Genomic DNA, 20,020 nt, shown 5'->3' with positions numbered 1-20,020 from the left:
AAAAAGCCGCCTTCGGGCGACTTTTTCGTTTACGGCCTAGTGCACCGGTTTGGCCAGCCTGAACAGATCCGGCGCGTAGCCCGTCGCCTCGTATAACGCACGCGCGCGCTCGTTGCCGGGGAACACCGCCAGCGTCACCAGCTGGCAATGGTGTTCGCGGGCCCAGTCCTCGGCGTGCGTCAGCAGCGCCCTGCCGACACCGTTGCCTTCGTGTTTCGGCGCCACCGCCAGATCGGAGATGTGGCAGTTGCTGCGTCCGGTGAAGAAATCCGCGGTGCGCTGCAGATGGATGAAGCCGACCCGTTCGCCATCGGAGTCCTCGGCCACGAACAGAAAGCTGTTCGCCGGCTGGTCCTCCAGATGCCGCAGCAAGTCATCGCGAATGCCCTCGATGCATTCGTGTCGGCGCCGCCATGGCGGCAAGTTGAAATCCACGAAGCGTGGTACCAGCGAGAGGATGAAATCGTCGTCGTCTTCGGCCAGACGGATCAGCAAGGAGGTGTCGGTCATGAGGAATCGAGTGCGGGACGGGGAATAACGTTGTCGTTTCTACACCTTGCGCGAGGGCGACGGAAGTCCCGGCCAGTGGATGAGACGCGCGCGCGCGGTGCCGGCCGATGGTTCGAGCCGTGTATATTCCGGGAAATATGCCATCCGCACCTCGGGTGCTGGATTCCCGCCCACATACCGCAAGCCATCGCATCGGGATATATATCGTGCCGACCACCACCCGCCGCCTCCGCATCCGACCCGCCGGCGACAGCGTGCTGGTGCAAGGCATGCGCGACATCCAGAGCCAGCTGAAGCTGCGGCCGGCGTTTCCGCCGGAAGTCGAGGCGGCCGCTGCGCAGGCTGCCGCCAATCCACGGTTGCCGGAACTGGATCGCACGGATATCGCATTGGTCACGATCGATCCTCCGGAGTCGATGGACCTGGATCAGGCTATGTACGTCGAGCGTACCGACGCCGGCCACCGGGTGTACTACGCGATTGCCGATGTCGCCGCCTTCGTCACCGCCGGCGATCCCGTCGACCTGGAAGCGAACCGCCGCGGCGAGACGCTGTACGGCGCGGACGCCAAGATCCCGCTGCACCCCAAGGTACTGTCCGAAGGCGCCACCTCGCTGCTGCCCGGCCAGCTGCGCCCCGCCTTGTTGTGGACGATCGAACTGGACAGGACCGGCGAGATCGCCGGCATCGACGTGCGGCGCGCCCGCGTCAGCAGTCGCGCCAAGCTCGACTATGCCGGCGTGCAGCAGCAGATCGATGCCAGTACCGCCGATCCCATGTGGGCGGTGCTGCGCGAGATCGGCGAGTTGCGCAAGCAGCGCGAACAGGTGCGCGGCGGCATCAGCCTGCCGTTGCCGGAGCAGGAGATCGACGTGGTCGATGGCCGCTGGTCGCTGGCATTCCGCGCGCGCCTGGCCGTCGAGGACTGGAACGAGCAGATATCGCTGCTGACCGGCATGGCGGCCGCGCAGCTGATGGTGCAGGCCAGGGTCGGACTGCTGCGCACCTTGCCCGAACCCCAGCCGCAGTCGCTGCAGCGGCTGCGGCTCACCGCACGGGCGCTGGACATCGACTGGCCGGACACCTCGAGCTATCCCGAATTCATCCGCTCGCTCGACCCGGGCAAGGACACTGATGTCGCGATGTTGACCGCATGCACCACCGTGCTGCGCGGTGCCGGCTATACGGCCTTCAACGGCGAGCTGCCCGCACAGCCGGTGCAGTGGGCGGTGGCAGCGGAATACACCCATGCCACGGCTCCACTGCGCCGCCTCGTCGATCGCTATACCGGCGAAGTCTGTGTGGCGCTGTGCGCGAAACAGCCCGTGCCAGCCTGGGTGCTCGCCGCGTTGCCGGGTCTGCCCGCCACCATGCAGGCTTCCGGGCATCGCGCCAGCCAGTACGAGAAAGCCGTGCTCGATCTGGCCGAAGCCGCGGTGCTGGCGCCGCGCGTCGGGGAAACCTTCGATGGCGCCATCGTCGAAGTCGCCGCCAATGCACCCGGCAAAGGCGTCGTGATCGTGCGCGATCCGGCGATCGAGGCCAGTGTGTCGAGTTCGTCCAGTTTGGCGCTGGGCGCCGACGTCAAGGTGACCTTGATCGAGGCCGACCCGGTCAAGCGCGTGACGCGTTTCGAGCTGGCTGGTTGAGCCGGAGTCCGGACATGCCGATCAACGGGAATTCGCGTGTATGGCCATTGAAAAATTGGACGCGGAAGCGTTTTTAGCCTTGTCGGTAATGCGCCCACGCCAGCGCAACTGCTCGAGCGGGACGCTGCGATCCACCGCGCCGATCTTGTAGAGATATTCGGGCAGGTAACCGGTCAGCAGCAGGCGCACGTCCCATGGCAGCCCGGGGTCGATCCGCCGCGCCATGCGATAGACGATCGTGGTGCAGTTCGACGTGAGCGTGTTGTAGAACTCCGGTTCGGCGGACAGCGTGTTCGCCGCCTGCACGTAGGAGAGGAATAGCGCACGCATGGTGGCGTTGTCCATGCGCAGCGGGTAGAGGTAATCGTCCTCGCCGCGCACGTTGGTGCGTACGCGGATGATGTCGCGTTCGTCGGCGGCGACCAGCGTGGTTTCGAACTGGCGGAAGAATCCGCCGATCGACGAATACTGATCCCCGCGTTTCTTGCGGATCTCCACCGAGAACACCACGTGGCTGCCGTCGTCGAAGCCGAACGAGATCATGGCGTGCGCGATCGCCGTGCTGCCCCAGTAGGACAGCACGGCGTCGGCGGAGACCAGGCGGTCCAGATCATAATGGCGCGTCTCCCAGCGCGCATCGTAGTCGTCGTCGGTGCGCCAGGTGAAATCGCGCACGTTGTCGAGCGTGACTGCGTTGCCTTGCACGCGGCCGGTCAGCCTGCGGGCGACATCGTCCGACCACACCCGGTCGTTCGAGGGCGCGATGCTCGCCCACCAGATCAGCAGCGCCGCGTACATAGCCACATAGATGCCCAGCGGCAGCCAACTGCACCGGCTGATCGCGAACACGGCAAGCGCGATCACGGCGAGCGCCCAGGTTGCGCCGCCAAGTATTCGCGCGACCGAGCCACCCGGCAGCTGGTACCAGAGCGCGAGCGTACCCCACGCGCCCGACAGGACCGTAACCAGCGCGGTCACCACGAACAGCACGGCCCGGCCCATCACCATGAGTCTCTTCGTCATCGCCTCTCCACCGTCTCTGCCGCGTCGACCGCCGCCGCAAGCCTGCGGCTTTGATTGCGGGAAGACAATGCATGGCCCGGCGCAGGAGCGAGCCCGGCCTGCGATCCGATCGCTACCATCACGCCGCCGCCCGCGGAATGGACCACAGCAGCATGAGTAGCAGGCCACGGATATGGATCGTGCGATGCATCGCTCTAGCCATGCTGCTTTCCCTCGGCGCGTGCGCCATGGTCGGGGTCAGCAATGTCAAGCCGCACGACTATGTCGCGGAACGGCGCGCCGACATCATCGGCAGCGGCCGCCTGAGCGACGGCACGATGCAGTCGCTCACGTGGTCGCGCTCGCCGCCGATGCCTGCACGCGAGCGTTCGCGGAGTGCACGGACACCGTCGCCCGTTCGGCCGGGCTGACCGACGAGCAGCGCCTTTCGACGCTGTCCGAATTGTGGATGAGCAAGGCGATTATGCCTGCCTCTTCTACATCGTGCGCCAGCCATCCGAGCGCGCGTTCGAACTGCGTCAGGTGCAGGAGATCGGCTTCTACAACTTCGCCGTCCAGCGCGCGGTGGCCCGCTTCTTCCATGCATTGCCGCAGCTGGGCACGCAGTGGACACAGACGTCGCTGGCCGGCGATGGCTTCGGCTCGGATTTCGTCGCCGTCGCACCACCGGAACCGGCCGCCGCCGAAGTGCCGTGGCGCCATCCGCGCTATGTGTCGATGACCGGCGCACTGGTGTTCGAGGGCCATACGCTGACCGAGGTACCGGCCACGAGGCAGGTGCAGGTGCTGGCCCGGGATCCGTATCGCGACGGCAGCATCACCGTGGGCGGCCGCGTGGTGCCGCTCGGTGCGAACTTCACCGCGGCCTATGGCATGTGGCTGGCGCGCTCGGGTTTCGTCGGCCAGTCGATCCGCTCGCTGCTCGGTCGCGAAGGCGGCATCACCACGCCACGCGTATTGCTGATGCAGCCGTACGATCCCGATCGACTCACCGTCGTCATGCTGTATGGTCTGGCCAGCAGTCCGGAGGCATGGATCAATGTGGCGAACGAGGTGATGGGCGACGAATACCTGCGCCGCAATTACCAGGGACCGATGTGACGCATCGTGTCCAAATCGGTACCTTGCGTGTCAGACGGCGGCCTCTGCTTGCCCGTCCGCGGCTACCCAAACCACGCGGGGACGGCACCGGATTCCCGAAATATGCCGTAATCCACACTCTGTGCCGACGTTGGCAAGCATGTTGCTTTGCTCACGGCATGAGCGACCATGCGTACGACATCTCTTATCTGCTTGACTCCGAAACGACCACGGTCGAAGCGCCGCAGCTGCGGGTTGTCAAAACCCCGCCGCCCGCACCGACGGCGGCGAGCCTTGCCGAGGTGCAGGAGGCCATGGCGCGCGAGCTGATGCTCGCCGACGCCATGCACGAGGCGATGATCCAGCAATACCTGCGAATGAACGGACAGGCGTTCCGCGACGTCGCCGGCCGGTGAGCCCTATCTGACCGATTTCGTAAACCAGTACTTGATGTACTGGCCAAGCGTGGGGTGATACCAGAGTCCGGATGGGCCCACGCCTTCGCGGCTGGCGAGGGTGCCATCGAGCACATCGCGCAAGGCCTGCTTCATCAGTGGAATCGCGGCGGCCAGCTGATGCAGCGGGTAGGTGTTGAAACCGTCGCCGCGCTCGACGCGGATCCGTTGCTGGTACAGCACGCCGCCGGTATCCACCCCGGCATCCACCAGGTGGACGGTGACGCCGCAGTTCTCTGCATCGTCGTGGACCAGCGCCCAGTAGCCGCCGTGCACTCCGCGGTAACGCGGCGTGATGCCGACATGCGTATTGATGAAGGGGCGTTCGATGCAGTCGATCACGCTGCGCGAAATGATACGTGTGCCGTTCACCACGACGGCATCGGGATCGAGTCTTTTGAGCAGCCGGCGCACTGCGGCGGCGTTGATGCTGGGCACGCGATGAGTGATGGCCGGCGACGGCAGGGCCGCCTGCAATCCATAATGCTGGACGAGCTGATCGATGCGGCGCTGCTGCCATTGCGCCAGCACCCGGTTGAACCCGATGAAAGCCAGCTGGCCGATGACCGTGGGCCAGCCCAACCGGCGCAGCCGGTGCCGTATCATGGCCCGCGCCGACGGCTTGCGCTCCACTACCACGGCGAGGATCTCCGCCTCCGCCGCCAGCGCGTTGTACATGAACCAGGACGACAGTCCATCGCCGCACAACATGACGATGCGGGGACGCCGTGGGCTCATCGTGCGGCCAGTGCGTTGGCGAGTTCGGCCATGCCCAGCGAGCGCATCCCGTGACGGCGGCGCAGGTGTTCGAACTCCTCGAGTATGCGCTGCAGGAAGCGGATGTTCTGCTCGGTGTCGATGCCGAAATTGTGCGGATGCCACCAGAGATGGAAGACTTCATGGTGTCTGGCGGCATGGCGCATGGCGTGCGTTATCCGGCGTAGCCGCAGGCCATCCAGCCAGGCCAGGCGCGGGTCGTGCGGACGCAGGAACCGGCTGGCCGGAAAGTTGAACGGGAGCGTACCGGCGCAGCTTTCCAGCGAATACGTGTGGTGACCGCTGAGGTTGATGTAGCTGTCCAGCAGGCGGCCCATTCGGCGCACCGTGTTCTGTCCCACATGATCGGTGGCGGCATACAGCCAGCCGTGTTCGTTGCCGCGGTACGCGGTGATGCCGTGCTCCGCCAGCACCGCCAGGTAGTCGGGATGCCACTGGTTGCGGGGGAATACCAGGCTGCGTATGGCGAGGCCCCGTTCCGTGGCGATGCGGATGGCGGCGGCGATGTCGGCGCTGAACGTCGCCGCGGTCTGGCCGGCTTCGCGGCAGTAGTAGTGCGAGAACGTATGGCTCGCCACTTCCTGCTGCGGCGTTGCGGCAATCAGGTCGACCAGCGCCGGCGCGAAATGATAGCGCTCGACAAGATCCGTCGACTGCTCCAGATAGCGGTAAGGGCACAGCATGCGGTTCTTGTAGTCGGCCCTTTCGGACGGCGCCGCCGACAGCGCCTCGTCGCGATCATGGCAAAACAGAAAGCCCACGACCGCCCAGGTGGCGTGAATATCGTGCTGCTCGAACAGGCCCAGCATGCGGGGAATGGCCTGCCTGACACCGTCGAGACGTTCGCGGTAATCATCCAGACTGCGCGTATCGCGCACACCCCAATAGAGTTCGAAGTCGATGGATATGGTGAGTGCGCCGGTGTTCATACCATCCAGCCTGCTTTCCACTGGCACGAGCGTATCAGCTCCGGGTGAACGCTGGCGTTACTCCGAAACCCCGCCTGTGGCCGGCCGGCTGCTGTCGGAGGCATGCAACCTCTGCGGCCGCCGCCGCCTCCCCTCCTCCGTCGTCCTCGTCCTCGTAGGAGCCCGCTCGCGGGCGATGCTTTTGTTTTAAATCTGCCTACCCAACCAACCATTAGAACAAAAGCATCGCCCGCTAGCGGGCTCCTACAAGTGGCGGTGCGCGTTCAGTCGCGGCGGCAAAAAGCCCGGGGCATGCCGGGCTTTTTTGCCGCCAATAGGCCGGTGACGGTTCAGGCGATGTCGGGCAGCGTGGCCACCCCGGCTTCGATCGCCGCATGGTGCATCAGCGTACGCGGCAGGATGCGTGCGAAGTAGAAGCTGGCGGTGTCGCGTTTGGCCTGCTTGAACGCGGCCGACTGCGTTCCGGTCACGGCGGCCGCCAGGCTGCGCGCCCACATGTAGGCCAGTGCGACGTAGCCGGAGTAGTACAGGTAGTCGACGGCGGCCGCGCCGAGTTCCTCCGGGTTCGCCTGCACGCGCTGGGCCAGTTTCAAGGTGAGATCGCTCCAGTTCTTGGTGGCGATGGCGAGCGGGGCGATGTACGCGCGCAAGGTTTCGTCGGCACTGTGCTGCTGGCAGAACGTGCTGATCTCCTCGAGGAAATGCTTGAATCCCACACCTTGCAGCTGGAGGATCTTGCGTCCGAGCAGATCGGCGGCCTGGATGCCGGTAGTGCCTTCGTACAGCGTGATGATGCGCGCATCGCGGACGAACTGCTCCACGCCGTTCTCGGCGATGTAGCCGTGGCCGCCGTAGATCTGCAGCGCTTCCTTGGTGCACTCCTGCGCCAGCTCGGTGACCACGCCCTTGGCGATGGGGATCAGGAACGCCACCAGTTCGCCCGCCGCCTTGCGTGCGGCTTCATCGGTGGCGCGTGCCTCGATGTCGGTCTGCAGTGCGGTGTACAGCAGCAGCGCGCGCGAGCCCTCGACGAAGGCGCGCTGGGTCAGCAGCATGCGGCGCACGTCCGGTTGCACCAGCAGGTTGTCGGCCGGCCTGTCGGGGAACTTCGGACCGGACAGCGAGCGCGACTGCAGCCGCTCGCGGGCGTAGTTGAGGCTGTTCTGCAGCGCCCGTTCGGCCAGCGCCAGACCTTGCACGCCGACCGACAGGCGCGCCGCATTCATCATGGTGAACATCGCCATCAAGCCCTTGTTCGGCTGGCCGATCAGATAACCCTCGGCGCCGTCCAGGTTGATCACGCAGGTGGAGCAGGCATGGATGCCCATCTTGTGTTCGATCGCGCCGGCGGCGACCGTGTTGCGCGCGCCCAGCGAGCCGTCCTCGTTGACCTTGAACTTCGGCACGATGAACATCGAGATGCCGCGGCTGCCTTCCGGCGCGTCGGGCAGGCGGGCCAGCACCAGGTGCACGATGTTCTCGGCGAGGTCGTGCTCGCCGGCGCTGATGAAGATCTTGGTGCCGGTGATCTTGTAGGTCTTGCGATCGCCCGATTCCGCCTGGGCCGGTTCGGCGCGGGTCTTCAGCAGGCCGAGGTCGGAGCCGGCCTGCGGCTCGGTCAGGCACATCGTGCCGGTCCAGCGGCCTTCCACGATCGGCTTCATGAAGCGCTCGCGCTGCCACTCTTCGCCATGCAGCTCCATGGCGTGAGTGGCGCCTTCGGACAGCAGCGGATACAGGCTCCACGCCAGATTGCCGGATTGAAAGATCTCGGTGGTCGCCGTGCCGAGCACGCCAGGCAGCGCCTGGCCGCCATAGGCTTCGGGGTTGGTCAGGCCGGTCCAGCCCCCTTCGGCAAACTGCTTGAACGCTTCCTTGAATCCTTTCGGCGTGGTCACCGCCCCGGTGGCCTTGTCGAAGTGGCAGCCTTCCTCGTCGGCGGGACCGTTGGTCGGCGCCAGCAACTGCTCGCTGAGGCGGCCGGCTTCTTCCAGCACGGCGTCGAGCAAGTCGCGGCTGTGTGCTTCGCCGCCGCGCAGACCGGTCAAGGTCTTTTCGGCGCCCAGCACGTCAAACAGAGCGAAGCGCAAGTCATCGAGTGGAGCCTTGTAAGCGGTCATGGTGATTCCTGGGATAGAGGAGACATGCGATGAAGGATGTCCCGGAAAGAGTCAGCGATAGGTGTTGGCGATGCCCGGCACCGGCGAAAGCCAGTCGTTGCCGTGGAAGTCGAAGTCGCGCGGCTTGTCCTCCTGCTCGGGCCTGGCACTGGCGCTGCCGCTGACGCGGTAAGCCAGCGTGCCGCTGCTGCCCTTGGCGGCGATCGCCTGCAATGCCTGCGCCATCGCGCTGGTGGGCAGCACGTCGAGCTGCACCACGTCGCCGGCGAGCGCCGGGATGTCCCGCTTGAACACGCCATGCAGCCGGACCGGCACCAGCTCGGCGATCTGCAGCTGGCCGTCCAACGATGTGAAATCCATCTCGCCGTAACTGTTGTTCTGAATGCGCACGGTCAGCTGCCACTGGCCGCTGGGCAGCACCGCCAGTTGCTGGATGCTCACGGTGGGCGGATAGACGCTCTTCTTCGCCGGGCCGCAGGCGGTCAGGCCGGCGATCAACAGGACAATCAGAAATTCTTGCAGCAGTCGTTTCATGGCTTCACCTCAAACGATTGTTTGAATCTTAGCAAAGTTGACGGAAATTCCCATGACGCTCTGCAACGGGCATCATCGGGGGTCCGTTCCCCAGAGCCAGCAGATCCGCCCATGACCTCAGCCCGTCGCATCATCGCCCGCCGTTCGCCGATCCACGGCAACGGAGTCTTCGCCGCCAGCGCCATCGCCAAAGGCGAGGAGATCATCCAATACAAGGGCAAGTTGCTGACCCACGCCGAGGCCGACGAACTGTATGGCGACGGCGGCGAAACCGGCCATACCTTCCTGTTCACGCTCAACGACGACTACATCATCGACGCGAACCAGCACGGCAACAGCGCGCGCTGGATCAATCACAGCTGCGCACCGAACTGCCGCGCCGTGGTCGAGGAAAGCGCCAGCGGCGATCCGCGCAAGGACAAGGTGCTGATCGAGGCCATCCGCGCGATCAAGCCGGGCGAGGAGCTCACCTACGACTACGGCATCGTGCTGGACGTGCCGCACATCGCGCGCCTGAAAAAGCTGTGGGTTTGCCTGTGCGGATCGCCGAAATGCACTGGGACCTTGCTCAAGCCGAAGCGGTAGGCACTCGCAAAAAAATCGCTTCTATACTCCGGATGTGCCCGACGTGGGGGCTGGCAACCAGGACAGCTACAAGGGGAAGGAAGCGATGGAAACAAACCCGTATGCCGCACCAGCAGCCGTGGTCGACGATGTCGCTTGTATGAGATGCATATGATCTGGAAAACCGCAAGGCCAGGCGCGGCAGGCGTCTCGGCGTTCGCTGCTGGTGGTGCTGATCACCAACGTGCGCGACGTGGACGACGCGGAATTGCGCATGGCGGTGTCGATGCTGGCCAGGCCTCATCTGGTGATGCTGGTCAGCCCGCGAGCTGGCGCTGGAACGCGCCGCGATCGAGCCGGGCGACGAGCTGGAAACCAGCATCCGCAGCGCAGCCGCGATGCATTACCTCGCCGAACGCGAGCGCGTGCACGAAGGCCTGCGCCGCGAGGGCGTGAACACGCTCGACGTGAGTCGCGCGCCTACCAGGTAATTGCGGTGCGGTGTGCGATGTTTTTGTAGGAGCGACCTCGGTCGCGATGCTCTTCTCTTTTTTCCGAATCACGAGCAAGAGCATCGCGACCGAGGTCGCTCCTACATGATGGGCGCGCACATGGCAGCGAGGCGGATCGACTGCACCTCAATCCTCTTCCACGTGCGGTTTCCACGCCTCGCTGAGCTGCTTCTGCACGGTCGGCGGGACCGCTTCGTAGTGGCTGAGATCGAGGCTGTAGCGGCCGCGTCCGCCAGTCATCGACTTCAGTTCGGTGGGGTAGTCGATCAGTTCGGCCAGCGGCGCCTGCGCCTTGATCACCAGCTCGCCGCCGCGCTGGGTGTCAGTGCCCATGATGCGTGCGCGCTTGCCGGCGAGGCCGCCGGTGACGTCGCCCACGTTGTGCTCGGGAATCGCCACCTCGACGTTGACGATCGGCTCAAGCACGATCGGCCGCGCCTTGCCGATCGCGTCGAGAAACGCCTTCTTGCCGGCGCTGATGAAGGCGACTTCCTTGGAGTCGACCGGATGGTATTTGCCGTCGTACACGGTCACCCGCAGATCCTGCAGCGGATAGCCGGCGATCGCGCCGTGCTCCATCGCCTGGCGCACGCCTTTCTCGATCGCCGGCAGAAACTGGCCGGGAATCACGCCGCCTTTCACCGCATCGACGAATTCAAAACCGGTGCCGCGCTCGAGCGGTTCCACCCGCAGGAACACTTCGCCGAACTGGCCGGCGCCGCCGGTCTGCTTCTTGTGCCGGTGATGGCCTTCGGCGTGGCCGGAAATGGTTTCGCGGTAGGCGATGCGCGGCGGATGGGTCGCCACCTCGACACCGTAGCGTTCGCGCATGCGCTCCAGCATCACCTTCAGATGCAGGTCGGACAGCCCGCGCACCACCGTCTCGTTGAGCTCCTTGCGGTGCTCGACGCGGAAGCACGGATCCTCCTCGGCCAGCCGCCCCAGCGCGTTGGAGAGCTTCTGCTCCTGGCCCTTGTGCTTCGGCTCCAGCGCGAGGCCGAACATCGGCGACGGAAACGTCAGCGGCGCCAGCGCGATCCGATCCTCGTCATGCGAGTCGTGCAGCACCGCGTCGAAGTGGATGTCCTCGATCTTCGCCACCGCGGCGATGTCGCCCGGGATCGCCGCCTCGATCTCCACGTGCGTCTTGCCCTGCAGCCGAAACAGATGGCCGACCTTGAACGGCTTGCGGCCGTCGTCGACCAGCAACTGGCTGTCGCGGCGGATCGTGCCTTGCCACACGCGGAAGACGCCGAGCTTGCCCACGAACGGATCGTTGACGATCTTGAATACGTCGGCGATCACGTGGCTGGCCGGATCGGCGCTGACCGCCAGCGGCGATCCATCGCTGCGCACGAAGGGTGGCGGATTGCCTTCGGCCGGATTCGGCAGCAGTCGCGTGGCGATATCCAGCAGTTCGTTGACGCCGGCGCCGGTGCGCGCGCTGACGAAGCAGATCGGTACCAGATGGCCTTCGCGCAGGCACTGCTCGAACGCATCGTGCAACTGCTGCGGGGTCAGTGCGCCTTCGCCCACATCGAGGTACCGGTCCATCATGGTTTCGTCGATCTCGACGACCTGGTCGAGGATGCGCTGATGCGCTTCGGACAGCGAAGAAAAATCGGTGGCGCCTTCGCTGTGGAAAAAGCAGTCCAGCACGCGCGTGCCACGTCCGGCGGGCAGGTTCACCGGCAGGCATTCGTTGCCGAACTCCTCGCGCAGCGCATCCACCACAGCCGCCAGGTTGGCGCCGTCGAAGTCGATCTTGTTGACCACCAGCATGCGTGCAAGTCCGCGCTGCTTCGCATGCATCATCATGCGGCGGGTGCCGTGCTCGATGCCGTTGATCGCGTTGACCACGATCGCCACGGTTTCCACCGCGGCCAGCGCGGCCAGCGTGGCGCCGCGGAAATCGGCATAGCCTGCGGTGTCGATCAGGTTGAGGTGGCAGTCGTCCCGAGCCAGGTGCGCGATGCAGCTGTCGATCGAGTGCACGCGGGCTTTTTCCTGGCTGTCGGTATCCGACACCGTGTTGCCGCGCTCGACCGTGCCCGGTGCCTGAATCGCGCCGCCGGCCAGCAGCAGCGCTTCGAACAGCGTGGTCTTGCCCACGCCGGCATGGCCGACGAGCGCGATGTTGCGGATGCTTTCCGTGGAGGAGCCTGTCTGGACAGTCATAGCGATCCCCGCCGGGAGCTGTTTGCCCGCAGGGCAAGGAAGAGGGAGGAAGCGTGTGTCGATACGCGACCGGGCGATGACGCAGCCATGTGGGCAAACAGACCCGGCCCGAAGGGTTGCCCCGCCAGGGCCGTCATGCGGCAGCGCGCAGCTTGATCATGGCACCACCATGATCTGCGCCACGCACTCCCACCTGACAACCCTGGCGGGGCAACGTGGATCGCTATGACTGTCCAGACAGGCTCAAGCACGATGCGACCCTCCTCAAGCAGGGCGTGGCCTCGTGGCATGAACGGCGGCACATGAGGCCGCGCGTTGGCGGCTGACGATGGCGGGCCGTCATGGTCGACCCTCGCATGGGCAGGGCGGGCATATGCACAGGGCGAGGGCGGTCATGGCGGAGTGGCGCGGGGCACCACGCGTCTAGACTTGAGCGAACCGCCGATGCGGTCAAGCTGCAGTGCGGGGAACCGGCGGCACGTGGCGGCGGTCTGTAGTGCGCGTGAACTCCGCTTCCGCCGGCACGGTACGCCGGGGTTCAAGCGCCATCCGTCTTCCGCATTCCACGAGGCATCATCATCGTCCGTCCGCAGCAGGCCGCAGATCAACGCCAGCCATGGCCACGCCAGGACCAGCCAGGCGACCGCGTCCAGCCGGGCCGGAATCGGCTGGATGGCGGACTGGCCCCGCTGGACGGCCCGACCCAGGCGCGGCTGCGGCAGCGGCGCTGGCGCGAGCCGCGGCGCAATCGTCGGCAGCGCTGGCTGGCGATCATGGTGGCGGTGCTGCTGCATGCGCTGTTCGTGGTGGCGACCTGGTACGGCATGCGGCCGCGGCTCACGCCCACGGTAGCGGCTCGAACGGACGAAGTGCTGCGGATTCGGCTCATCGTCCGGTCGCCCATTCCGGCGGTCGCACCGCCGCCCGCGCAGAATCTGCCGCCGCCGCCGAAACCGCACACGCGGCCCAGGCTGCCCGAGCCGGTCGCGAAGGAAGCGATGACCTTGCAGCTGCCGCCGCCCAAGCCGGCTGCCACGGCGCGGCTGTACGACAAGAACGGCCAGCCACTGCTGCCGGCGGCCGCCGCCAGCGCGCCCGAGCCAGGCTATGTACAGCACCTGCCGCAAGGCGACGCGCGCGTCATGCAACACACCGATGCGATCAAGTACAAGGCGACGCGCTTCGAGCAGTACTTTCCGCCGCCGGATGAAACCGCAGGCGGCGCGGCGGTTCGGCATGTGGTCGATGCGGTGGTGAAGTCGAAGGACGTGAATCTGCCGCGTGGCGTGCATCTGAAATGCATGACGGTGCTTGGCATTCCGACGCCGAATTGCATCAATCCGCCGGCGCCGCCTTCGGCCAAGGATGGCGACGAGCGTCTCAGCATGGCGCCGGCCAGGCCGCTGGATGGCCGGGCGCATGCGCCGAAGCCGCCCAGCGTGGAGGCATGCATCGCGATGTATCGCGCCGGCAAGCCGCTGGCGTCGGGTTGTCCGGTCGATACGCCCAATCGTTCGGTCGACGCCGAACTGCGCGAACATGCCGAGGGTGCCGCCCGTCCCTAAGGAACGAAGTCCACTGCGGTCCGCAGAAAAGTGCTTACCTGCCCTACCTAGGGATGCTCTGATCAATTCTACGTAGGCGGCATGATGTCCAGAAGGCGCGCAGGGTGTGTTGCGTGGCGCAGGGAAGACTGGCCGTCTTGCCAAGCTGCGCGGCGCAGCCTGCGCGCCTTCTGGACATCACCCCATCATTTTAAATTCAATGCGTTGGGGCCGTGACTGTCTGTCCGCATGCCTTCGGTCCGCCGTCTCGACAGACGGCCAGTCTGCCCTCGCCGACGGCCCTGTGGCCTGCGAACAGACAGTCACGGTGACGCCTACGTAGAATTGATCAGAGCATCCCTAGCCTTGTGGGAGCGACTTCAGTCGCGAATGCTTGGCAGCACGCTGCGCCACCCGCTTGTGCACCGAGCCGCCGCAACGCCGCGATGCTGCAGTCCGCTGCCGCGGCCATCGCGACTGAAGTCGCTCCCACAGGCAAACGGGCATCCCGGCGACGAACAGAAGCTTGTTCAGACGTCCCTTGGGTGTCATGCGGAACGGCGGCTGCGCCCGCTACACTGGCTGCATGCCCTTGCCACCCCCGGACCAACCCGCCGCCGGCCGTTCCGCCAACCCCGCGCGGATCATGCTGAACTCGCCGCTGGCGGCGGCCTCCCGAGCCCGGGTCTACCATCAACGCACCCGCCAGCGCCCACGCGAGCGTGGCCGGCAGGCGGTCGCCGCGATCGGCGCACTGCTGGTGCACATCGTGTTCCTGTTGAGCTTCGTGCTGGGGCCGGCCTACGAGGTGACGCCGCCGCCGGAGCCGAAGCTGCAGTTCATGCAGGTGCGTCTGATCGAACCGCCCGAGCCGCCGCTACCGCCGCCGGTGCGCGGCACCCCGCCGAAGGAGCGCGGTCCGCGGCATCAGGGGCGCAGCAGCCAGCCCACGCCGAGCAGCGAGCGCAGTGCGTACACGCAGGCGACCATAGCGGCATCGCCGGCACCGGCCGCCGCTACACCGGTGCTTGCAAAGGCTGCGAAGCCGCATGCGCCGGCACCGAAACCGAAGGCCGCGCCGTCACCGCCGGTGAGCCTGCCGAAGCCGGCGCCGACACCCGACTTGCAGCCGGTTCCACTGGCCGGCGAGCCGCCGGCGGTGGCGCTGCCGACGCCGACCCTGCAGCCACCGGTACCGCCGAAGTTCCAGCCCGAATCCATACGCAAGCCGCAACTGGAAGGCAACCGACCACTGACACCACCGGCTTCGCTGGCCCTGCCGGACGTGCCGCCGCAGTCACCGCCGCCGATCAGCGTGGCCAGCATCACGTTGAATACCGAGGTGCCTAAAACCAACGCGCCGGCGAGCGTGGCGCCAGCCCACGCCGAGGTCGCCGCCGCACCGCCGGCACCCGAGCTGCAGCCGATTCCGTTGCCGGCCCAGCCATCGCCGAGCGTGAACCTGCAGGCGCAGCTGAGTGTGCCGACGCCGACCGTGCCGAATGAGAAACCGCAGGTGCAGGTGCCGACAGCCGAGGTCGCCGAAGCCGAACTCGAAGCAGTGCCGCCGGTGCCCGCCACGCCGGCACGTAGCGAAGCGCGGACACCAAGCGTGAAGATCGAGGTTGCGGACACCGCGCGCACGCCGGCCATCCAGCCGTCCATCGAGCGGCCGCAGCTGAGTGCGCCGGTCACCGCCGCTACACCGACGATCACCGCGGCAAGCAACCCGGTCCAGTCGCCGTCGCCGGCAGCGACCGAGCAACCCGCCGCGCACGAGACCAACCCGAGTCCAGGCGACATCAACAGCGGGCGCGACGTCAGCCGCGCACCCAACGCCACGCCGCAAGGCAGCGACACGGCCACGCCGGGCGAGCCCAACGGCGTGGTCGCCGCGCCGGAAACGGACACCGGCAGGAACACGGCCGCCACGTCGCCGAAAGCGGGGCAGGGCAGCGACAAGGGCAGCACCGGCCAACAGCAGGGCACCGGCCAGCCCGGCGGCGACCAGCCCGGCGCCGACCAGGGCGAGAAGCACGGCGAACTCGGTAGCTACGTGCAACTGAAACCGCGCGGCGATACCGAGATCATGAGCCACGGCACCCCGAACATCGGCTACCAGTCGACCCGCTTCGATCAGGACTGGACCCCCGAGGGCGAAAGCTCGATCGACACCGCGCTGCGTCATGCGGTGGAAAAAACCACGGTCAAGCACACCTTCCATCTGCCCCGCGGCGTGCGCGTCGAATGCGCAGTGATGCCGCTGCTGCCGATGTCTCTGTTCGGCTGCAAGGATCCCGACCCGCCGGCGAAGCCGGTCGACGCGAAAGTCTACGAACGCCTGCACCTCGCTCCCGCCAACCCGGTGGCGCCACCCGCACCCGCTGGCAGCGGCGCGGCTCCCGCGCCGATGATCAAATTCGACAACAGCGCCGAATGCGCAGCGGCCCGCGTCGGCGGCGGCCCGCCGCCGCCCGGCTGCGAAGGCATCGTGCTGCCGGTCAAGCCAGTCCGCTCACCTGCGTCGTCGTCCAGCTCGTGGGTACCGGCCAGCGACCAGTTCCACTGAGGTGCACCTGGCTGCCGGGCTCAGCATCGATCCAGCGGGCTCAGTACGCCGTGGCCGCCGCGGTTGAGTACGTGGGTATATATTTGAGTGGTGGCGACATCCTTGTGGCCTAGCAGTTCCTGCACGGTACGAATGTCGTAGCCGGCTTCCAGCAGGTGCGTGGCGAATGAATGACGCAACGTGTGCGCACTAACCGGCTTGGCGACCCCGGCAGCGCGGCACGCCGTCTTCAACGCACGCGAGAGGATGGCGTCGCCGAAATGATGCCGGCGTTCGATGCCGTCCCGCGGATCAAGGGAGCGCTGCGCCGAGGGGAACACATACTGCCAGCCGACATCGCGCGGAGCATTCGGATATTTGCGTGCCAGCGCATGCGGCAGCCACACCGCGCCGAAGCCCGCCGCCAGGTCCGAGTCGTGCAGCAGGCGGGCGCGCTCGATCTCCCGGCGCAACGGTTCGACCAGCGAGCGCGGCAGCATGGTGCGACGGTCCTTGCCACCTTTGCCATCGCGGATGACGATCTCGTTCCGCCCGAAATCCACATCCTTGATACGCAGCCGCAGCGCCTCCATCAAGCGCATCCCGGTACCGTACAACAGGCTGGCGAGCAACCAGGTGCGCCCATCCATTCTTGCCAGCACGCGCGTGATCTCGTCACGCGAAAGCACCGTCGGCACATGCTGTGATCGCTTGGCCCGCACGACGCCTTCCATCCACGGCAGCTCGATTCCCAGCACCTGCTTGTACAGAAACAACAGCGCCGCCAACGCCTGATTTTGCGTGGTCGCCGCCACCTTGCCTTGAACTGCCAGCTGCGACAGAAACCCCTCGACCTCGGCTTCGCCCATATCGCGCGGATGCCGCTTGCCGTTGGCCAGAATGAAGCGACGGATCCAGGCCACGTAGACCGCCTCGGTGCGCATGCTGTAATGCTTCAGCCGCAACACGCGTCGCACCTCGTCCAGCAACCGTGGCGCAGGCGAGCCGCCGACCATACGGTTTATTTCCGCGTTTCCGGAGTCATAAGACATAGCGCATCATTTTGGGAGATATGCGAAGGCCATCCTCGCCCTCCCACGTCGCCGCAGCCATCCGCTAAATCCTTGCCTGTCCGTAGGATTTGCCCGCTTGACGAAGGGCGGCCGAAAGCTGAACATCCGGTGCATATGCCCCGATGTGGGGTCTAATAAGCGTTAGGTCTTTGCTTGTGGGGCAGCTCGGCCAGGTGGGTTTCGTTCGTCAACGCGTTGTCGTGTAGTGTTTCGCTTCGGCAAGTCTGTTTGGTGTTTGCGGCAAGCCATCAAGTTTCAAAGCGTGGGGTTCGTGGCTCGTTGGTGTTGCACGGCGTCGTGTAGTTCGCCTTGTCGCGCTCTGGCCGCAAATCCCTAACCAGTCATTCAAGCGGACGGCTGCGCCGCCGCTTAATTCCAGCGTTAGGCGGTTGCTTTGCTGTTGTTCCGCACGGGTGCGTTTCGCCCAGCTTCGCGTCTGCTTGTTGTTCTTCGCTTCGGCAGCATTTTTCTGCAGCGGCGCGGCAAGCCTTCAGCATTCAGAGCTGGTAGTTTTGGGGTAGTTGGTTGCTCATGTTCTGCGCTCATCCTGGCTGTAAGCCATCGCTCAAGCGCATCGTGCCGCACCCGTCTAACATTTCGTTCAAGGCGGACGGCTACGCCGCCGCTTAACTCTAGCGTTAGGTTGTCTATGAGCATTACGTTGCAATATGCGGGAACGAGCGTCGAAGTGCTCGACGGGCCTTATCTTTCCCGCGGGCAGCCGACCCCAGACGCAGTTGTTTACTACTCAACTCTCATTGCCAACATCGGCGAGCTCAAGCGCTACGCAGCACAATCGCTTTTGCCGCTCTACAACAATGTCTGGCTAGACGACGAGATTGGTCAACTGGACGAGCAAACCTTCATGCAAAAATTGGCTCGGCCTTCGGTGCATGTCTACGACGAGATCGGGGCAGCATTGGTCTACTTCGACGATGGCGGCATCTTCGCAGGCCACAGCATCGAAATTACAATCAAAAACGGGTCGCCTTGCCATGCTCAAATTCTTGGCTAAGCAACCTAACCAGTCATTCAAGCGGACGGCTCCGCCGCCGCTTAATTCAAGCGTTAGCTTCTCAAGGGATCGCGTATGTCACCGAACAGAAAGCGTGAACTCGCCGAGCTCATTTCGTTCGTAGGCATCTTCGCCACAGAAACTTGGAAAATTGATCCCGCTGATCCTGTGCACCCAACAAATTTTGCTGCGCACATCGTTTCAACCATGGGGAAATCACAAGCCCTGGTTGGCGCGCGGCAGGCTGCGAATGATGCGATTGAGTCACTTCAAAGCCTCTCCCAACAGGAGCTAGCGGTTCTTGATGCTAAGTTGCAAGCAGCCGGTGCGGTGGCGCTCGCGGAGATGCGTCGCAGGTATTCAAGGCAATACAAGGGAGTCCTCAAACGCGGCAGGATACGCAACGAGACCGAGTTCTATCTCGTCAAAGGCATCCTTGACTCATGCACGGAGTCACTTGATCAGGGGGAGCAAGCCACCCTCTCCTCACTGCTGCTACGCTTCGAGCAAAGCAGCTAACCAGTCGTTCAAGGCGGACGGCTTCGCCGCCGCTTAACTCTAGCGTTAGGTGCTCATGACAAGCTCCGAGAAATTGAAGGCCATGAAGGTGCACTTCGCGTCTCTTGGCATTAGTCCTATTACTGGCGCACCCTGGGTTTGGCGTGTTCTGTGGTTCTTCAAGGTTCCGGTCCCACCGCTGGTTTTCTTGCCCTTTGCTTCTGTAGCTTTGCTAACGGGTGGGCTCGCCGCTGTGCTATGGGGCTTGTTCATGTGGCTTGTCTTCTGGTCACGCGGTGGTGAATCAATGTGGGTCGTGGTCGGTATTCCACTGCTGTTCGGAGCCTTATTCGGCTACATCAATGCAAAGCGTGTCCGTACCATCGCCCATACTTATGATCTCCCACTCTGGGCCGACTACAACGGGCCGCCGCACTCGTAGGTCGCACCTAACCAATCATCCAAGCGGACGGCTACGCCGCCGCTTAATTCCAGCGTTAGCGCTGCGAAGGAGTCACCATGGACTTGGCACATAAATCAGACGAAGAGATTTTGGCTGTTGTTGATCCCATCATGGACAATCTGATGGAAGCTTCGACCGTCATCGACTACGAGCGACACACACAAGACTTCACCGAGCGTGCCAAGAGCGTCCTCTCTAAAAGCGCACTTGAGTCAATTTGTAATCAATACCAGAGTGCAAAGGGTTTCTTTGCAAAGCGCGAGTTTGTGGCAGCCTTCAGGCGCCCGGAGTCCATCGCAGTTGTCTGGCGGCAAACCTTCACAAAAGTACCAGGCGAGTTCGTCGCCGAACTCGTTCTTGTTCAACAAGGTGGCAGGTACTTGGTCGACCACGTGATGGTCTTCTAGTACGCGCTAACAGTTCCGTAAGAGACTTCCCGTCAATACCGCCCGCTTGATGCTCTTGCCTTGAGCTTTCAGGCTTTCGCTGGCCATCATGTTGTCCTCTGTGTTGCGTCGTGCATGTCAGTGCGTGCGGCGTTGAACGTT

The 20,020-nt window shown here is 64.8% G+C and carries 21 protein-coding genes; 11 read left to right on the top strand and 10 right to left on the bottom strand.

The window, feature by feature from the left end; genetic code table 11:
- Positions 1-36: 36 nt before the first annotated feature.
- On the bottom strand, positions 37-510 hold the full coding sequence (locus ACFPPB_RS12245; protein WP_377327444.1) for a GNAT family N-acetyltransferase: 474 nt from the start codon (positions 508-510) through the stop codon (positions 37-39).
- 206 nt (positions 511-716) lie between these two features.
- On the opposite strand from ACFPPB_RS12245, the gene ACFPPB_RS12240 reads away from it, so the two are divergent.
- Positions 717-2,159: an RNB domain-containing ribonuclease gene (locus ACFPPB_RS12240; RefSeq protein WP_377327442.1), complete on the top strand. Its 1,443-nt coding sequence runs from the start codon at positions 717-719 to the stop codon at positions 2,157-2,159.
- 21 nt (positions 2,160-2,180) lie between these two features.
- Here ACFPPB_RS12240 and ACFPPB_RS12235 read toward each other — a convergent pair whose 3' ends face one another.
- A complete protein-coding gene (locus ACFPPB_RS12235; RefSeq protein ID WP_377327593.1) occupies positions 2,181-3,167 on the bottom strand; it encodes an Lnb N-terminal periplasmic domain-containing protein in 987 nt (328 codons plus the stop codon).
- A gap of 215 nt (positions 3,168-3,382) precedes the next feature.
- Between ACFPPB_RS12235 and ACFPPB_RS12230 the strand changes: the two genes are divergently transcribed.
- The 3 genes from ACFPPB_RS12230 (at position 3,383) to ACFPPB_RS12220 (ending at position 4,678) form a co-directional block, all read left to right on the top strand.
- Positions 3,383-3,592, top strand: coding sequence for a hypothetical protein (locus tag ACFPPB_RS12230; RefSeq protein ID WP_377327440.1), 210 nt, complete (start codon positions 3,383-3,385; stop codon positions 3,590-3,592).
- Between the two features lie 34 nt (positions 3,593-3,626).
- The gene (locus tag ACFPPB_RS12225; protein WP_377327438.1) at positions 3,627-4,283 is read left to right on the top strand and encodes a hypothetical protein; all 657 of its coding nucleotides are present in this window, start codon (positions 3,627-3,629) and stop codon (positions 4,281-4,283) included.
- Positions 4,284-4,441: 158 nt separating this feature from the next.
- On the top strand, positions 4,442-4,678 hold the full coding sequence (locus ACFPPB_RS12220) for a hypothetical protein (protein WP_377327437.1): 237 nt from the start codon (positions 4,442-4,444) through the stop codon (positions 4,676-4,678).
- Between the two features lie 3 nt (positions 4,679-4,681).
- Here ACFPPB_RS12220 and ACFPPB_RS12215 read toward each other — a convergent pair whose 3' ends face one another.
- The 4 genes from ACFPPB_RS12215 to ACFPPB_RS12200 form a co-directional block, all read right to left on the bottom strand.
- Positions 4,682-5,455, bottom strand: a complete 774-nt coding sequence (locus ACFPPB_RS12215; RefSeq protein WP_377327435.1) for a formyl transferase — start codon at positions 5,453-5,455, stop codon at positions 4,682-4,684.
- A complete protein-coding gene (locus tag ACFPPB_RS12210) occupies positions 5,452-6,423 on the bottom strand; it encodes a polysaccharide deacetylase family protein (protein WP_377327433.1) in 972 nt (323 codons plus the stop codon). Before ACFPPB_RS12210 ends, ACFPPB_RS12215 begins: the two co-directional genes overlap by 4 nt.
- A 329-nt stretch (positions 6,424-6,752) precedes the next feature.
- Complete coding sequence (locus ACFPPB_RS12205; RefSeq protein WP_377327431.1) at positions 6,753-8,543, bottom strand: acyl-CoA dehydrogenase C-terminal domain-containing protein; 1,791 nt, start codon at positions 8,541-8,543, stop codon at positions 6,753-6,755.
- A gap of 51 nt (positions 8,544-8,594) precedes the next feature.
- Positions 8,595-9,077, bottom strand: a complete 483-nt coding sequence (locus tag ACFPPB_RS12200) for a hypothetical protein (RefSeq protein ID WP_377327429.1) — start codon at positions 9,075-9,077, stop codon at positions 8,595-8,597.
- A gap of 111 nt (positions 9,078-9,188) precedes the next feature.
- Here ACFPPB_RS12200 and ACFPPB_RS12195 point away from each other — a divergent pair, with 111 nt between their 5' ends.
- On the top strand, positions 9,189-9,662 hold the full coding sequence (locus ACFPPB_RS12195) for an SET domain-containing protein (RefSeq protein WP_377327428.1): 474 nt from the start codon (positions 9,189-9,191) through the stop codon (positions 9,660-9,662).
- Positions 9,663-9,958: 296 nt separating this feature from the next.
- Here the strand turns inward: ACFPPB_RS12195 and ACFPPB_RS12190 are convergent, their stop codons facing one another.
- From ACFPPB_RS12190 to ACFPPB_RS12180, 3 genes are all read right to left on the bottom strand, one after another.
- Complete coding sequence (locus ACFPPB_RS12190; protein ID WP_377327426.1) at positions 9,959-10,216, bottom strand: hypothetical protein; 258 nt, start codon at positions 10,214-10,216, stop codon at positions 9,959-9,961.
- Positions 10,217-10,279: 63 nt separating this feature from the next.
- Positions 10,280-12,331 carry an elongation factor G gene (fusA, locus tag ACFPPB_RS12185; protein ID WP_377327425.1) on the bottom strand — a complete coding sequence of 684 codons (2,052 nt, stop codon included), beginning with the start codon at positions 12,329-12,331 and terminating at the stop codon, positions 10,280-10,282.
- A 392-nt stretch (positions 12,332-12,723) separates the two neighbouring features.
- Complete coding sequence (locus ACFPPB_RS12180) at positions 12,724-13,125, bottom strand: hypothetical protein (protein WP_377327423.1); 402 nt, start codon at positions 13,123-13,125, stop codon at positions 12,724-12,726.
- Between ACFPPB_RS12180 and ACFPPB_RS12175 the strand changes: the two genes are divergently transcribed.
- Positions 13,105-13,896: a hypothetical protein gene (locus ACFPPB_RS12175; protein WP_377327421.1), complete on the top strand. Its 792-nt coding sequence runs from the start codon at positions 13,105-13,107 to the stop codon at positions 13,894-13,896. The genes ACFPPB_RS12180 and ACFPPB_RS12175 overlap by 21 nt on opposite strands.
- A gap of 565 nt (positions 13,897-14,461) precedes the next feature.
- A complete protein-coding gene (locus ACFPPB_RS12170; RefSeq protein ID WP_377327419.1) occupies positions 14,462-16,444 on the top strand; it encodes a hypothetical protein in 1,983 nt (660 codons plus the stop codon).
- 20 nt (positions 16,445-16,464) lie between these two features.
- Here the strand turns inward: ACFPPB_RS12170 and ACFPPB_RS12165 are convergent, their stop codons facing one another.
- Complete coding sequence (locus ACFPPB_RS12165) at positions 16,465-17,439, bottom strand: integron integrase (protein ID WP_377327417.1); 975 nt, start codon at positions 17,437-17,439, stop codon at positions 16,465-16,467.
- A 706-nt stretch (positions 17,440-18,145) separates the two neighbouring features.
- Between ACFPPB_RS12165 and ACFPPB_RS12160 the strand changes: the two genes are divergently transcribed.
- The 4 genes from ACFPPB_RS12160 (at position 18,146) to ACFPPB_RS12145 (ending at position 19,879) form a co-directional block, all read left to right on the top strand.
- Positions 18,146-18,511 carry a DUF2262 domain-containing protein gene (locus tag ACFPPB_RS12160; RefSeq protein WP_377327416.1) on the top strand — a complete coding sequence of 122 codons (366 nt, stop codon included), beginning with the start codon at positions 18,146-18,148 and terminating at the stop codon, positions 18,509-18,511.
- Positions 18,512-18,586: 75 nt separating this feature from the next.
- On the top strand, positions 18,587-19,030 hold the full coding sequence (locus ACFPPB_RS12155; RefSeq protein WP_377327414.1) for a hypothetical protein: 444 nt from the start codon (positions 18,587-18,589) through the stop codon (positions 19,028-19,030).
- A gap of 55 nt (positions 19,031-19,085) precedes the next feature.
- Complete coding sequence (locus ACFPPB_RS12150; RefSeq protein ID WP_377327412.1) at positions 19,086-19,451, top strand: DUF6404 family protein; 366 nt, start codon at positions 19,086-19,088, stop codon at positions 19,449-19,451.
- A gap of 77 nt (positions 19,452-19,528) precedes the next feature.
- Positions 19,529-19,879, top strand: coding sequence for a hypothetical protein (locus ACFPPB_RS12145; RefSeq protein ID WP_377327410.1), 351 nt, complete (start codon positions 19,529-19,531; stop codon positions 19,877-19,879).
- Positions 19,880-20,020 lie beyond the last annotated feature (141 nt).

This window comes from Rhodanobacter terrae, from assembly GCF_042657005.1.
GTDB lineage: Bacteria > Pseudomonadota > Gammaproteobacteria > Xanthomonadales > Rhodanobacteraceae > Rhodanobacter > Rhodanobacter terrae.
The sequence above is the reverse complement of the archived record's forward strand: the minus strand, read 5'-3'. Positions and strand labels throughout refer to the sequence as shown.